Genomic DNA, 16449 nt, shown 5'->3' with positions numbered 1-16449 from the left:
TAAAGCTTATGATAGAATTAATTGTAGCATTTTCAATTCAAAATAAATTTAAGGTTATGGCTGTAACTTTAGTATTATGTTTGGTTGGTATTGTAAACGCTTTTCATTTGCCTATTGATGCTGTACCGGATGTAACTAATGTTCAGGTAACAGCAGTTACATCATCTCCTGCTTTGACTCCCTTTGAAGTAGAACAATTCATTACTTACCCTATTGAATTAAAGTTAAACGGAATCCCTGGTGCTACGGAAATTAGATCTATTTCTCGCGCCGGAGTAAGCTCTGTCTCTGTTATTTTTGAGGATGGAACCGATATTTGGTTCGCAAGGCAAATTGTAAATGAACGATTGAAGTTAGTTGAAGCAGAGATTCCACCGGAATATGGAAAACCTGAATTAGCACCTGTTGCTACTGCACTTGGCGATATTTATGAATTCATTTTGACATCAGAAAATCATAATGAAACAGACCTACGTAGTTTTGTTGATTGGGATCTTTCCAAAAAAATTAAAAGTGTTCCTGGAGTTATAGAAGTAAATACTCTAGGTGGTTCTCTTAAACAATATCAAATACTTATCGATCCTAAAAGATTACAAGTTCATAATTTAACAATTTCTGAAATATTAGAGAATTTGAAAACAGCTAACTTTAACACAGGTGGGGGTTACGTTCAGAAAGATTATGAACAACTTGTGATTAGAGGTGAAGGTCAGTTCGAGGGTATTGATGAAATCAAAAGAGTAGCTGTCAGAACTGCAAACGATGGAATTCCACTTTTGCTTGGTCAAATAGCAACAGTTAAAGAAGGTCCTGCATTACGTTTTGGAATTGCAACAAAAAATGGAAAGGAGGTGGTTGCCGCCACAGTCATAATGTTACTCGGCCAAAATTCGCGCAAAGTTGTTAGTGATGTAAAACAAAGAATAGAAGAGATTCGTTCCACTCTTCCACATGGAATGAAAATTGAACCCTTTTATGATAGATCTGAGTTTATCAATCGTGCATTGAAAACAGTTTTTATCAATCTTACAGAGGGAGCCATATTGGTATTTTTTGCATTGATATTAACTCTAGGAACTGCGAAAGGAGGTATCCTTGTCGCATTAGCAATTCCGGTTTCTATGCTAATTGCTGTTATATTTATGAAATATATAGGTGTCGTAGGAAATTTAATGTCTTTGGGTGCATTAGATTTTGGATTGTTAGTGGATGGTTCTATCGTGATGTTAGAATCAGTTTTGGCTGGTTTTTATATGGGTAGAAAACGGTTTAACCGGCCAATGAACGAAGATGAAATAAAAAAAATTACCGACGTTATCATTTTAGAAAGATGTCAAAAAGTAGGTAAAGCAGCTGCATTTTCTGTGGCGATTATCATGTTAGTTTATTTACCTCTGATGGTTCTTGAAGGAGTGGAAGGGCGTATGTTTCGTCCAATGGCAATTACAGTTGCTTTAGCTCTTGCAAGTGCCCTTGTATTTTCGATTACAGTTTTTCCAGCAAGCCTTGCGATTTTTTATAAAAGACCTTTCATTCATAAGGCATATGCTTGGGAAAAAATTGAAGAATATTATGTTTTACTATTAAATTGGGGAAACCAAAGAAAACAAAAGATTTTATTATTCTCAGTGTTCTTGGTTATAGGTTCCTTTTTCTTGGGATCATATCTAGGATCAGAATTTTTACCTAGAATTGACGAAGGCGAAATTGAAATTGATGCCAAACGTTTGCCTTCCACTGCTATTGATTATTCAAAAGATTTAAATAAAGATATTGAAAGAGTATTAAAACCATTCCCAGAAATTTCTAGCGTTGTATCTCGTGTTGGTAGGGGAGAGTCTGCAGCAGAACCTTTGGGTACTGAAGAAACTTCTGTCATGGTAAAACTTTCACCGAAAAAAAATTGGGTGAATGCCAGTTCAAGAGAAGAGTTGATGAATGTTTTAAAAGATAAATTAATATCATCGATCCCATCTACATATTTTAGCATGTCTCAACCAATTGAAAATCGAGTGAATGCGCTACTTACTGGTTCGAAAGCGGATGTCGTTCTAAAAATTTACGGTGATGATTTACAAACTTTAAAAACTCATGCAGATAAAATGGCATCTGTACTTTCAAAAATAGAAGGTACTGGTGATTTGCGTGTACAACGTTTATTAGGTCTTCCAATGTTACAAATTAATACAAACTATGATTATATGGCTCGTTATGGAGTTACCGCTTCCGAAATTTTACGAACCGTTGAAATGATGAGAGTTGGTTCGACAGCAGGGAAAATATTTGAAGGTGCTAGACGTTATGATTTAGTTCTACGATTAGATTTACAGGCGAAAGACATCGATTCAGTTCGAAACATTCCTATTATGACATCACGTGGTACGACAGTGCCGCTAGCCCAAGTAGCCGATATCGATATTCTGGATTCTGCTTCAGCGATTTATCGAGAAGGACTAAGGCGGAGAATTTTTGTAGAGGTGAATATTCGAGGTCGCGATCTCGTTGGTTATATCAATGATGCTAAAAAGAAAACAGAATCCGTCCAAGATGCCTTACCCAATGGATATGAAATTGAATGGGGGGGGCAATTTGATAACTTTGTTCGTGCCCGAGACCGACTCATACTTATAGTTCCAGTAGCACTTGCGATTATATTTTTTATGTTAATCATCGCATTCGAAAGTGTTTATTATGCAGTTGGGGTTTTTTCTGTAGTACCTCTTGCTGCAGCAGGAGGTATTTTGGGTTTGTTAGTTCGAGGTCTTCCTTTTAGTATCCCAGCCGCTGTTGGTTTTATTGCTGTCAGTGGAATTGCTGTATTGAATGGAGTAGTGTATGCTTCGACTTTAAAAGATGAAATCAAATCAGGAGTAGATATCGACAAAGCAGTTGTGTCGGCAGGGATTTTGTCTTTACGTCCTGTTCTCACTACAGAGTTTATTGCAGCTATTGGTTTTTTGCCAATGGCATTATCAACTATGGCAGGCGCGGAAGTACAAAGACCTCTTGCAACAGTTGTTATTTTTGGTGTGTTAGTTGCAACTGCGCTTTCGAGATTAGTTTTACCATTTGTTATGGAATTCCTCTTGAAATTGGATGAAAAAAGGAAACTAATAAAGGAACAAAATCGAATTAAGAGAAGTTCAAAACTAATTCAAATAGATATTGGTGGTGATGATGACGAACCGAAAGCGCAATCAAAAAATCCACCGAATCAAAAGCGAAAATAGTCACTGACCTGTGGAAAATATGAACTTTTGATTCAAAAAAAAATGGTTTTAAACAAATCCGTTGTGTTTCTGTCCCCTGCATGGTAAAGGAAACGCATTGGGTGGCGGGTCTAGTTCCCCACCCATAAATCGGGCGGGGATACTAATATTCGCAACTTCCCACCTTACCCCAATTTTTCCTTCCATTCCTCTTCCTTAAATCCTACTAAAAACCAACCGTCTCCTACAACAAACGGTCGTTTTACCAAATTTCCATTGGAAGAGAGTTCTTTATATATTTGTTCTTCCTTAAGAGTTACCAATTTTTCCTTCCAATTTCCTTCGCGATAATCCTTACCCGAGGTATTAAAAAGTTTTTTAATGTCACCTAAGTATTGTTTTGCTTTTTTAAGCTCTGTGACAGAGGGGGGATTGTCACGGATAGGGACTTGTTGAAAATCCACTTTTTTTGATTTTAAATATTTAAGGGCATTGCGACAGGTGCTACATCCAGAATATTCATAAACTTTAGGGTTGGAACGACTCATAAGACTGATTTTCTTACTTACGATTTTTGCGGAAACTTTTTATTGGGATTATGTTTGTCCAAAATAATGTAAGCTTGGCTCCGCACACATCATTGCAATTGGGTGGTGAGGCAAAGTACTTCATTTCTATAAAGACAATCGAAGATTTAAGGTATGCTTTAGAATTTTGTAAAAAAGAAAATCTACCTTTTTTTATTTTGGGTGGTGGATCGAATACTATATTTCGGGATTCTGGTTTTCCAGGTGTCATCTTCAAAATGCAAATCCCAGGCATACGTTGTCTAGATTCAAATAACGAATATACAATTTTTCAAGTTGGCGCTGGTGTAATTTGGGACCATTTTGTTGAATTTACTATAAAACAGGGATTAGCTGGTATTGAGTGTCTTTCTGGTATTCCGGGCTCTGTAGGTGCATCCCCAATTCAAAATATTGGAGCCTATGGTCAAGAGGTTAAAGATTCAATTTTAGCAGTGGAATGTATGAATCCTTTTGGAGAAATCATTTCTATCACGAATCAAAACTGTCAATTTCGCTATCGGAATAGTGAGTTTAAATCCGGTATTTATAAGGACTATATTGTAATTTCAGTTACCTTTCAATTGTCTAAGGAAGCTGCACCTTGTTTGCGTTACCCGGAATTACAAAATCTATGGGATGCTTCAAATTCAGAAAATTTTAATAACGGCAAATCAAATTTAGAATCGCGAATCCAACAAATGGAAATAGTTCGAAATATGGTGATTCAACTTCGAAAAAAAAAGTCGATGGTTTTGGATGAAAATGATCCAAACACTCGTTCTGCGGGTTCTTTTTTTACCAATCCAATATTATCTGATGTTGATACCGAAAAGTTTCTTCAAGTCGCGAAAAAACACGGATTCGAAAATCCACCTATCTATACGGAATCACCTGGATACAAAAAACTCTCCGCTGCTTGGCTGATTGAAAACTCAGGGATCCAAAAAGGTACTAAATATCCTGGTGGGGTCGGAATCTCAGATAAACATTGTTTAGGTCTAATCAATATAGAAGGTACAACTTCTGCACTTCTAGCAATGGCGGAATCTGTCAGACAACGCGTATTTGAAACATTTTTTGTAAGATTGGAAATGGAACCAGTCGTTAGACCATAAAAAAGATTTGGTAATTGTCGATATCACAAAGAGAATGGGGATGAAATGAACTCGAAACTTAAAAAATACCTGATTTTATCTGGATTAAGTATTTCCTTATTATTAGTTTTGGCCTTGATTGGTTTTTTCGTAGTCGACGAACTCAAAGGAGGAGCTGTCGGCGATGGCCAAAATAAATACGAACTCATCATTGATCCCGGCGAACCTTCATCGAGTGTAGTACGCGAGTTAGCTGCTGCAGGTATGATCAAATCATCGGTATATTTCAATTACCTGATGAAATTTACGAGAGCCGGAAACAAAATCAAACAAGGTGTTTATGACATCAATGACGGAATGAGTTCACGAAAAATTCTCGACGTCATTATTTCGGGGAAAGTAAAGCTCATTACCTTCACAGTACCAGAAGGTTATAACAATCGTCAGATTGGAGATTTATTAGTATCAAAAAAACTAGCCATCTCACGAGAAGAGTTTTTGAAAGTGGCACAAAGCCCTGCTTTGCTAACTAAATACAACATTCCTGCAAAAACTTTAGAAGGATATTTGTTTCCTGAAACTTATTCAGTTCCTTTAAATTACCCACTGGAACGAATCACTGAGATGATGGTCAAACGTTTCTATAAAAAATTAGAATCCATTCCTGAAGCAAAAGATATAAAACCTGCGGATCTTCATTTTAGGGTAGTTCTTGCTTCCATTGTAGAAAGAGAAGCGGTCAGAAAAGAAGAAAGGCCTATGATGGCTGGTGTATTCTTAATTCGAATTGAAAAAAATATTAATTTAGAATCTTGCGCAACGATTCAATACTTATTTGATAAACCAAAAAAAAGGTTATTTGAATCTGATCTAAAGATTGTATCGCCTTACAATACTTATATCAATGGTGGATGGCCACCGGGACCAATTTCTAATCCCGGTTTACCAGCGTTAGAAGCTTCGTTTAAACCAATGAAATCTGATAAATTATTCTTTCTTCTCAAACCTGATGGTTCGCACTATTTTTCTGCGACATTTAAGGAACATTTAGAAGCAAAAAAGAAATTTATAGATGTTCTATATCAGTAAACAATAATATCTTTACTAAGTTTTTAAGGATTAGGCAAATTTAACTAATGGATGAAAACATAGTTGAACTCAATATTGCAATTGGTGGGATTTCTAAGGAACTTTTTGATGTACAAAAGGCCTTGGATGCCTACCGAGAAAAACAAAAACGAAAAGAAGCTATCGACGAAGAGGCTGTAACGTTTATCACAAAAGCAGAACTTGTCATTGAAAAAGCGGAAAGTGGTGAACTCCAACTAACCTCGGACCAAATTCGGCGCATTAAAAGTAATCTTGTAAAAATTTTAAATCGAATCCAAAAATAAAGCCTTTAACCAAACCTTCATAGAACCTTCACCAGCTTGTCATTCCACTGTAACAAATAAGATGCATATTTACCTCTAGCTAGAGGGAGAATTTTTGCAAATCCCTTCCGGGAAGACCCGCTAGCCAAACAAATTCGAGTTTTTCGAAAGAGGATTTAAAATGAAAAAAATTATCAATAAAAGTCTAGTGTTGGCTCTCATTGTAATGATGGGACTTACATCGGTCGATTGCCAAAAGAAAAAGGATGATAATACGCTTCTTTTAGCTGCATTAGCATTTCTGCTAAATCAGCCGGAATATACGATTATTATAACAGGAACACTTAAAACTTCAAGTGGTTCCGAAATAAAAGACGGTAAAGTAGTTGTTGAAGATGGAGAGAATCCTATTCTTTCTTCTGGCCAAACAAATTTATCAGACTTCACTTCCTGCCAAACAAACAGTTATGCAGTAGGAGCAGCTGCGCCAGCAAATACTGTGGATGGAGAGTTTACTGTTAGTTTCCGAACAACTACAGTGAATGGTGCACTTAAATTTTCGGCATCTGAATCTACTGGTGCAGACAATACCTCTAATTGTTCTTCGGTAGTTGCTAACTTAGCAGCTAGCACTTTTACAAATTCATTAGGAACTGGAACTTTAAATTTAAACATTGATTTGAATGATAGAACAAATACTTCAAATGTTTCAGTCACAGCATCTGGATTCGTGGCAACGATTAAAGCTGTCAAAGTTTTTGTGAAAGGAGAATATCCAATTGTGAACCCAACAATCGGTGAAAACCTTTGTGATGGAAGACGATTGGCAGGTGGACCAACCATTAAAAGTGGATCCATTTCTGGTTCAGAAACTTGGTCGGGTGGAATTCTACTCCAAGGAACTGTATTTGTAGAATCCGGAGCAACTCTCACTGTATCTCCTGGAACTGCAATTTTTGGACAAAGAGGATCTTCTATTTTCTTTAAACAAGGTTCCAAGTTGGTTGCAAACGGAACAGCAGCAGATCCTATCTGTTGGTCCTCTGCAAGTGCACTTGGTTCACGTTTCCCGGGAGATTGGGGCGGTATCGTTGTCATTGGAACAAGTGGAGCTTCACGTTCTTCGAATACAGAAGGAACTACACCACAAGGTTATGGTGGGGCATTAGGTTCCGATGTAGAAAATTTGAATATGTCTTATAATATCGTTGAATTTGGTGGAAATGAGGTAGCTCCTGGGGACGAATTAAACAACCTATCGATCTACTCATCAAAGTCTGTATTAAATCATGTGCAGATTCATAGAGGATTGGATGACGGAGTAGAGGCTTGGGGTGGATCAGGAAATTGGTCTAATATGCTCGCCACTGGTGGTCTTGATGACGACTTCGACTTAGATGAATCGTTTACGGGAACACTCACAAATCTAATCGGCCATAAATATCCTTCTTCGTGCGGTGGTTCCTTCTCAACAGATCCACATGGTTTTGAAATGGATGGTATTGACTCAACTAGTGGTGGCGGTGGAGCATGCGCAGGATCACTCACACGTTGTACAAATCCTACAATTACAAATGTTACATTAATTGGAGCAGGAATTTCTGGTGGTCAAGGTATGAGATTACGAGAAGGTTTTGCGGGTACAATCAACAAGGCCATTATCTATGGTTTCGCTGATGCCGCTGCAGTTAGCACTTCAACTTCAGGAACATTCCCTGCAGTGACAGCTACTATTTCAAACTTAGCGTATGAAACAGGAAAAACTACAGCGATTACTCCAACCGGTTCAACGACAATCAGTGCGACTCCAATTTCTTCGACAGGTTCTACAACCGAATGTGGATTTGGCGAAACAAAACCAGATTATAGAACGATTGGTTCTCTTTCTGGTACTTACGTTGGTGGTGCTACATCAGAATGGTATAAAGACTGGACTGTATATCGAGCTAGATAATTAAATTATCAGTTTACCTAGTGATCATAATCTGATCACTAGGTGTTTTATATGAAGAAATTATTTTATATTTTTATCAGCCTATCTCTTATTTCTTGTGATCGCGACAATTGGCGTGAACAAATGGAAGAAGAAAATCAAAAAGTCATTTTACAAATCAAAAATGACCAAAAACAAATCGAAATAAACAGGTTGAATCAGAAAGACTGGAATCAATCTTCAAAATCAAAAGAACTAGCAATAAAGAATTTTTTAACTGAAATATCAAATACTGGAAAACCAACTTCGTATTACGTTAGCTGGGACGAAAAAATGGAAGTGTTATTTCCGAATGTTCTTGGCTATGGGACTATGTTAGATTCTACGCCTCTTTCCGAATATAAGAAGATGCTCGATATTCGCGAAGAAATGGCGATAAAAGAAATCGCAAAGTTGATTTATGGGAAAAAATTTCAAATAACTTCAATAGACTGGGATGATCCAAAAGAATATCGAAATTTAAAAGCCCATAAACCAAAATCAATTCAATTGAAAATTGATAAAAATCTATATGAATTGAAACAAATCAAAATGGTATTTCAAACAACAACAGGCTATAAAGTTGGTGTTTTAGCACCGTAATCTTGTAATCGTTTTGTAATAATTAGTTCACGTAAACGTAACTCAATTCAATTCCCTTTTCATTTACTTAATAATAAATTCTATAAGCTTGGCTCTGAAGGAATTTATGAACTTAAATAAGAAGATAATCATTCTACTCGCATTGTTTCTTACTACATCGCTAAGCATATTTGCTCAAAGTAATGGGTCAGTAAAAGGAACAATTATTGATTCAGAGAACGGAGAGCCTGTCTTCGGCGCCACTATCGTTGTAAGATCTGAGAAAAAATTTGCTAAGACAGATTTTGATGGAAAATATACATTAGATCTTCCCCCAGGCACATACCAAGTAGAATACCAAATGTACGGTTATGGTCCACAAAATAGGACAATAGTCGTCTCTGCTGGAAAAGCTAGTCAAATGAATGTAACTTTCGGAGCGCAAGTTTTACAAACCGTTGAAGTAAAAGATCGCGCTTTGAATGAATCAGATGCAGCTCTATTACAACTTCAAAAAAAATCTGCAACTGTTTCAGATTCTATAGGTGCTGAATCTATCAAAAAATCGCCAGATTCATCAGCGAATGAAATAGTAAAACGTGTAACTGGGATTACATTAATTGGTGGTAAATATGTATTTGTTAGAGGTCTTGGTGAAAGATATTCCTCAACATACTTAAATGATGCTTATATTCCATCTACAGAACCTGATAAACGTGTTGTTCCGTTAGATTTATTTCCTGCTTCCTTAATTAAAAATATTAGAATTATTAAAACTTTTGTACCAGAAGAATCTGCTGAATTTTCTGGAGGATTAGTTAAAATTGAAACTAAAGAATATCCAGATGAATTTACTATGAAAGTTGGATTGGGTATTGGTTATAATTCAAATACCACAAGAAATAAATGGCAAACCTTTAATGGCGGGGATTTTTTCGGAAGACCAACTGCAAACCAAGAATTACCTTCTATAGTAAAATCAGTTCCGGAGTATTTACCATTTGAACCTGGTAGTAGGTTTGGTGGTATCAATCCATCTTTTATTAGTTTAGGAGCTACCACATTTCCTTCTACCTGGACTCCTGATACGACCAAAGCACCGTATGATAAAAACTTCAATTTTACAGTTGGTAATACATTTAAATTAACAGAATCCGGCCAAAGGTTAGGTGTCCTTTTTGGAACAACTCACTCAGTTGATTATCGTTTCAAAAGGCAAAAGGATGTTCGTTATATTCCGGGAAACCCTGTAAATCTCTCTGTTAAAGATCTTACTACTGTTTCACCACTACAAACACAGGATGCTGATATCTATTTAGAAGAACGTTTGTTTGGAAACAATTTAAACTTGGCCTATGAACCAATGAGTGGTCAGCAATTCTTTCTTAAGAATTTTTATTCTGTATCTTCTGAAAAGTCAGTTCGTGAATCTGTTGGAACAAACAACATTGATAATTTTCAATTTTTTTCTCAGACGAATGATTTCATAAGCAGACAATTATTTAATTCAAGTTTTGGTGGAAAACATTCAATTAACCTGGGTTCTATCGGAAGGCCACATACTCTCGACTGGCAAATGAACTATGGAGAAGCTAAAAGAGATGAACCAAACTTAACACAACAAGTTTGGCGTAGACCACAAACTAGTCCGGTTACTACCGTCCCTACTAGATTAGGAAATAACCCAGATGGTTCTAGATTTTATTCTACTGCAAATGATACGGTAAGAAGTTTTAGCGTAGCATACGAGATACCTTTTGACCAATGGAATGGACTTAAATCTTCATTCAAATTTGGAGGCTCGGCTTTAGACCGATTCAAATCATTTACGTTCCGAGAGTTTGGATCCAAATCGAATGTTGGAGCTACAAACAATGACTTGTATCCAGTGCCAGGTGAGCTTGTATATAATCCTTTAGAATTTTTAAGAACTAATAGCACAGGTCTCGCTAATAGGACTTTTTCTGAAAGGCAAGTTGAGCCCAATGCTTATGATGCATATCAGAAATTGCATTCTTATTTTTCTCAATTTGATATCCCACTATTCTCAAAGTTTAGATTTATTGGTGGTGCGAGGTATGAAGACTCTTACCAAAAGGTAAAAACATTTGTATTGAAGGAACAGTTTGATGTAAGAAAGCCAGGTTATGGTTGTGAAACTGGTTCGGAAGGGGAGAGAATTCTTTTAGTTAAAAACAATATTTGCGCTGCAGATAATAATGGTGTAGGTGAAATTAGAACTAAGGATGTTCTTCCAAGTGCAAATTTTGTTTATGAATTTCTTAAGGATCAAAATTTACGGTTTGGTTATACTCAAACTCTTACTAGACCTGACTTTAGAGAAATGTCTCCATTTGCTTTCACTCCTTACTTTGGTGGTGATAGAATCAGGGGAAATCCAAACTTACAAAGAACGTATATTCATAACTTTGATTTTAGATATGAGTACTTTATGGGTGGAGCAAACTATGCAGCGGTCGGTGTATTTCATAAAGACCTTTCCAATCCTATTGAGTTAATTGGACAACCTGTTGCTGGTCAAATATCACCATTTTTTACTTATGCAAATGCAAGCCGTGCAACGATTCGAGGGGTTGAATTAGATTTCAGAAGAGAATTTTTTGATAGATTTCGTTTTGAAACAAACGTTTTCTTTATTAAGTCTTTAGTTAACGTAATGACTTGGGAACAATTTACAATAGGAAAGGCAGGAATTTTAGATCCAATCGACAGAAGTTTTTCTTATGATCCAACTAACATTCGTAGGCCTTTGCAAGGACAATCAGACTTTGTGGCAAACCTAAAATTTGATTTTTATTTGAATAAATTAAAAACTACAACTATTGGATTATACTATAACTACTTTGGAGATAGGATCTTTGTGGTCGGGGCAAACGGTACTCCTGATGCTTATGAACGTGGCGTAGGTTTGACGGATATTGTATTCTCACACAAAATAGATGAAAAATTAGATTTTAAATTTGCTGCGAAGAACGTAACAGACCAAAGGTTCAAGATTTATGTTAAGGATGAGTTACTCAACGAAGAGAAACTTTTCCGATCCTACAGGGAAGGTGTTTCTTTCTCTATGTCTGCTGGATATAAGTTCTAAGCAAAATAACTAAAAAAATCTTCTTTAAAATTGCCCTACCTAAAAAGGTGGGGCTTTTTTATTGATAAGTCTGATCCCTTCCCCTCATTTCCCATCTGGATTTACTATAATCGGCAATCCATCTTTTCCATTGGGAACAAAGATCAATTTATTATTCGGATTCTCCATTGCCTTTAATTGTATGTATTTTGGTGTTAGGGATTCCGAAATCATTCGTTGCGCTTTGGCCTGTGCTTCCGCTTCAATGAGTACGGCCTTGGCCCTTCCATCTGCAGAGATCTGTTGGATTTCTGCATCTCGTTTCGCAATATTGATTTCGAACTTCATTTGTTCTTGTTCTTGTTGTTTAGTAAGTTTGCTTTCTATTGCTTTTAAAATCGATGGGCTATACTCAACATCATCGATAATTACATCATCTATTTCGACATGTTTGTCTTTTAGCTTTTCGGCAAGAGACTTTTTGATCTGTGCGGAGACGTTAGGTGTTTCTTTAGAAATCGAAACCATATTATAAGCAGATAAAATATTTCTTATGGCAGTGCGAAACTGAGGTTTAACAACTTTATCATAGTAATCTCGGCCAATTTCCATTTCGAGTTCGTAGATTTCGTTTTGAACAGGACGTAAAATGATAGCAGCACTGACCGTGATTGTTAAATCATCTCGCGTGAGGACCTCAACTTTTTCTTGGTGACTTGTCCATTGGATCGAGTAAACATACACACTATTCCACGGCATATAAGTTTGCACCCTGGATTCCAGTGGTTTCTGACTGAGGCCGGTGCTATAAGGTCGCCACATTAGACCCACTTCGCCAGGGCTTATGATGGACAAACAGGATACAAAATAGGATAGGCTCACACCTAAAATGAAAAGGAACTGGAAACCGTTTGGAAAAATGGATCGACGTTTCATAGTTAAACCATTAGACTAAAACCAATGTTACAATTTCTTTCCACTCGATTTTTTATTCCGGCAAATATCTTTCTCATTTTTTTGATAATCATCCAATTTGGTATATCCTGTATGGAAGACGAAACGGTTGTCAAAGCACCAATGAGTCGTGAACATCGTCTCTTTCACGCTGTAGAAAAAGGAAACTTAGAATTAGTAAAAGAACTTTTGGAGGAAGGAGTTTCCATCAACGCTAAAGATTCCTTAGGCAATTCCCCTCTCATCAAAGCTGCAGACGAAGAGGATTTAGACATGGCAAAGTTCTTAATCGAAAAAGGTGCCAACGTTAATCTTCGTAATACGACCGGTGAAACCGCACTCTACCGCGCTGTGTATCGTGGGAATATGGATATAGTGAAACTCTTAGTCAAAGCTGGGGCCGAAACCAAAGTCAAAACTGTAGGTGGTGTCAGTTTAGTCGAACTTGCCGACGAACGTGGGGAAGAGGGGATTTTGAAATACTTGCTCTCTATAAAATAGGAATTTCCTAATTAAATAAGTTCGAATAAAGTTTGTTATGCGTAATTACCTAAAACTAAATGGATATAAATGACGAACTGAAACAAGCAGAAGAGTTACTAGAATTAGGTAATATAAGCGAATCATTACAAAAAATATTAAATTATCTATCCTATTCAAAACCAGAATCTAAGGATCTAAAAAATATTTATTCAGATTACAAAGCTGGTTGTTTACTTATTGATATTGGAGATTTAAATAGAAATCATGAATTAATAAATAAAGGGATTTCCATAATTGATTCTCAGCGCTACGATAATTTTATTTCAAAAATTTCTAGAGATTATAATTTAGGAAATGGTAAAAAAGCCTTATTCGATGCTAAACGAAAGCAAGAACACGGAAAATACAGTTCAGAATTATTAAAAATAGCAATACAGGCCAAAAATTATTATATTAGGTGCTTAAATTCAGATGAAGATATATCAGCAGAATTTAAATATCAAATTCTAGTAAATGCTGCCAACGCACTAGACGTATGTGGTCGACCAACTGAAGCATTATTTTTTTACAACCAAGCGCTTACGATAAATCCAAAAAGATTTGAAGCTCACGCAAGTAAATCCACGGCTTTAAAATGGCTTAATGATCTAAGCGGGTTACATACTGAACAAATGATGTTGGTTACAAAATATCATTTGCAAAAAGCTTTAAAATATGCTCCTAGTTATTCCAACATTGATGAATTAAAGAGAAGGTTAGAATTACTTGAATTAAGTCTTTCAAAAATAAATGAAGATTTAATTAATTATAACGAAAAGCACAGATTAAAATATAAATTTTCTTATCAAAACTCAAGAAAGGATTATCTTATTAATAATTCCTTATATTTATCTCATCATAGTTGTTACTGTTCATGTATTGATGCCAGAACAGACGACATTCTTGGAAACTACTTTATTCCAAATAGAAAAGGACTAAATAGAAAAGTTACTTTATTAAGATTACTAAGAAGAATAATAACTGAATATATTTTTGCTCGTGACCTTCTTTTTAAAAATTTGAATCCAAAATCTAATAACCTCAACTCGGAAGAATCATTAAGAGCATCCTATAGAATATGCTATGGAACATTAGATAAAATTGCTAGATTAATAGTTTTATCTGAAATCGGCGAATTTAAAAATAATGAAAATTTAATATTTGAATCATTTTGGAGAAATAAACCTAAACTTAAAGAGAAAGCGATGACATCTGAAAGTTACAATCTATTCGCATTGTATTCGATTGCAACAGATTTAGAACTAAAAGAAGGTGAACTTAGATTTTTCAAAGAATGGAGAAATGCTTTCGAACACTCACTTATTGTACTAACAAATAGTGAAAATAAAAATATTAATCAAGAAAGAATCATAACTATATCTAAATCAAAATTATTAGAAAATTTACCTAAATTACTCCGAGTCATTAGATCGGCAATTTTCAGCACTATATTTTTACTAAAAGAAGAAAAAGATTAATTGGTAACTGCGCTTAACAGCGACTTACCGCTTCGCTTAGGCAAATTCTCCTTCTGGCATTCGCCTTGCTTACGCAAGCTACATGCCAGTCCCTAACGTCCCGTTACCGGGACTCAGGGCCAGCCTACGTCGATTAGCCTAGTTCGTTATACGAAATAAATTTAAAGAGGAATATTCATGAAATTAATGTATCAATTGATTTCAATTAAAAACCTCGCTTAAAGCAGATTTTCTAAAATTGATTATATTGTTCATTGTAATCGAGCATATTGACATTTGCAATAAAACAAAAGCTGAACAGTAAATGCAGATTTACTTATATTTTAAAAAAATCTATAAATACTTTCCGAAAATTCGAAATTATGAATTATAATTAAAAAAAATATGTTTTTATCCCATTTAAATCTTACAGATTTTTTCCCAATTTTAAATATACTCTTTTTGCTCCCGATATGGATTATACTTTTTTCATACAGAATTAAAACTAAAATACTAGGTAAACCCGAGCTTCCCATTATAAAAAAAGTACTTCTTTGGATTACAAACGTATTTGATTTTCTAATTGTAACTCTCATCATCATATCAATAAGCTATGCAACAAAAGAAAAACTTTTAGATTCTTTTATGGAACTATTTGTTTATTTTCTTATTATAATGGGGATTACACTACTTTACTTAGGATATTTAGTAAAAATTTTCAAATCAAATAATCTAAAATATTCCCAAGAAATAATGTTAAAATTAATTATATATCCAAACTTATTAATAGGATCTATTTCAATTCTTATTAATTTCCTATGCGCTTAATTGTATCATAATTTACTTCGCTTAACAGCTCCTTAACGTTTCGCTTCGGCACTTACGGCCTCGCTCGGTCTGCGACATTGGCTTTCTGTCACCAGTTTGCATCCGCAAACTACGTGGCAGTCCTAACGTTCTGTTTCGAGATTCAGGGTCAGCCTACGTCATCAAGACTAGTTCGTTATGCGAAAAAGAAAAAATCTTTTAGACAAATATAGGAAAAAATAGCAATTATTTTGATTTTACTTAATCTTCAATGTGCATACGCTCAAAACAAAGCGGAAGAGAGGAAATAATTTGTGATAATTCCTTTATATTTAGAATTTTTGATTCAGAAGCAATAGATTTTGATTGAGTTTTAAAATAGCAAAATTTTCAAAAATCAAAACAAAATTCTTTATTAGAAAATAATACTAATATATAATATCTCGAGAAAGTATGATGAAATATATTCTGTTATTAATTGCGACGCTAAACCTACATTGTTATGGTCCAGGATTGAGTGAAAAATACGTTTGTAAAGATGAGCAAAGGCAAAATGACTCATTTTTTACTGATTGTTTTTTCTTATATCAGTTAAAAAAGAATCCGACTGAGGAAGATAAAGCAATTGTTGCATACTGTGCAAAGTTGTATGAAGATAAATGCAAAAATAAATCTAGCCAAAAACCCTGGTGGCTATAGTTTTAAATATTTAATTTATTTGAACCTATCTTTTTATAATTCTTAATCAACTTGGCTATTTTAATTATTATTTCAATTTTGGTATTTCTTTTTCTTTTTATCAAAACAATATATTATTGC

At 35.1% G+C, this 16449-nt stretch carries 11 protein-coding genes; 9 read left to right on the top strand and 2 right to left on the bottom strand.

Annotation, left to right across the window (positions count from 1 at the left end; translation table 11 throughout):
• The first annotated feature begins 8 nt into the window (after positions 1 to 8).
• Positions 9 to 3230 carry an efflux RND transporter permease subunit gene (locus EHQ31_RS13380; protein WP_135572906.1) on the top strand — a complete coding sequence of 1074 codons (3222 nt, stop codon included), beginning with the start codon at positions 9 to 11 and terminating at the stop codon, positions 3228 to 3230.
• A gap of 164 nt (positions 3231 to 3394) precedes the next feature.
• Here the strand turns inward: EHQ31_RS13380 and EHQ31_RS13375 are convergent, their stop codons facing one another.
• The gene (locus EHQ31_RS13375) at positions 3395 to 3757 is read right to left on the bottom strand and encodes a Spx/MgsR family RNA polymerase-binding regulatory protein (RefSeq protein ID WP_135572908.1); all 363 of its coding nucleotides are present in this window, start codon (positions 3755 to 3757) and stop codon (positions 3395 to 3397) included.
• A 50-nt stretch (positions 3758 to 3807) separates the two neighbouring features.
• Here EHQ31_RS13375 and EHQ31_RS13370 point away from each other — a divergent pair, with 50 nt between their 5' ends.
• The 6 genes from EHQ31_RS13370 (at position 3808) to EHQ31_RS13345 (ending at position 11911) form a co-directional block, all read left to right on the top strand.
• Entirely contained in the window at positions 3808 to 4893 is a 1086-nt protein-coding gene (locus EHQ31_RS13370) for a UDP-N-acetylmuramate dehydrogenase (RefSeq protein ID WP_135572910.1), read from the top strand.
• Positions 4894 to 4938: 45 nt separating this feature from the next.
• Positions 4939 to 5961 (top strand): endolytic transglycosylase MltG, encoded by a 1023-nt coding sequence (gene mltG, locus EHQ31_RS13365; RefSeq protein ID WP_135572912.1) that lies wholly within the window; start codon positions 4939 to 4941, stop codon positions 5959 to 5961.
• Positions 5962 to 6008: 47 nt separating this feature from the next.
• Complete coding sequence (locus EHQ31_RS13360; protein WP_135572914.1) at positions 6009 to 6266, top strand: hypothetical protein; 258 nt, start codon at positions 6009 to 6011, stop codon at positions 6264 to 6266.
• Positions 6267 to 6426: 160 nt separating this feature from the next.
• Complete coding sequence (locus EHQ31_RS13355; protein WP_135572916.1) at positions 6427 to 8199, top strand: hypothetical protein; 1773 nt, start codon at positions 6427 to 6429, stop codon at positions 8197 to 8199.
• A gap of 51 nt (positions 8200 to 8250) precedes the next feature.
• Entirely contained in the window at positions 8251 to 8820 is a 570-nt protein-coding gene (locus EHQ31_RS13350) for a hypothetical protein (RefSeq protein WP_135572918.1), read from the top strand.
• A 106-nt stretch (positions 8821 to 8926) separates the two neighbouring features.
• A complete protein-coding gene (locus EHQ31_RS13345) occupies positions 8927 to 11911 on the top strand; it encodes a TonB-dependent receptor (RefSeq protein ID WP_135572920.1) in 2985 nt (994 codons plus the stop codon).
• An 84-nt stretch (positions 11912 to 11995) separates the two neighbouring features.
• Here EHQ31_RS13345 and EHQ31_RS13340 read toward each other — a convergent pair whose 3' ends face one another.
• A complete protein-coding gene (locus EHQ31_RS13340) occupies positions 11996 to 12826 on the bottom strand; it encodes a prohibitin family protein (RefSeq protein ID WP_135572922.1) in 831 nt (276 codons plus the stop codon).
• 111 nt (positions 12827 to 12937) lie between these two features.
• Between EHQ31_RS13340 and EHQ31_RS13335 the strand changes: the two genes are divergently transcribed.
• Both EHQ31_RS13335 and EHQ31_RS13330 read left to right on the top strand, forming a co-directional pair.
• Positions 12938 to 13345, top strand: coding sequence for an ankyrin repeat domain-containing protein (locus tag EHQ31_RS13335; RefSeq protein ID WP_135574070.1), 408 nt, complete (start codon positions 12938 to 12940; stop codon positions 13343 to 13345).
• Positions 13346 to 13404: 59 nt separating this feature from the next.
• Positions 13405 to 14844, top strand: coding sequence for an LA2681 family HEPN domain-containing protein (locus tag EHQ31_RS13330; protein WP_135572924.1), 1440 nt, complete (start codon positions 13405 to 13407; stop codon positions 14842 to 14844).
• The last annotated feature ends 1605 nt before the right edge of the window (positions 14845 to 16449 follow it).

The organism is Leptospira montravelensis, assembly GCF_004770045.1.
Lineage (GTDB): Bacteria > Spirochaetota > Leptospiria > Leptospirales > Leptospiraceae > Leptospira_A > Leptospira_A montravelensis.
The sequence above is the reverse complement of the archived record's forward strand: the minus strand, read 5'-3'. Positions and strand labels throughout refer to the sequence as shown.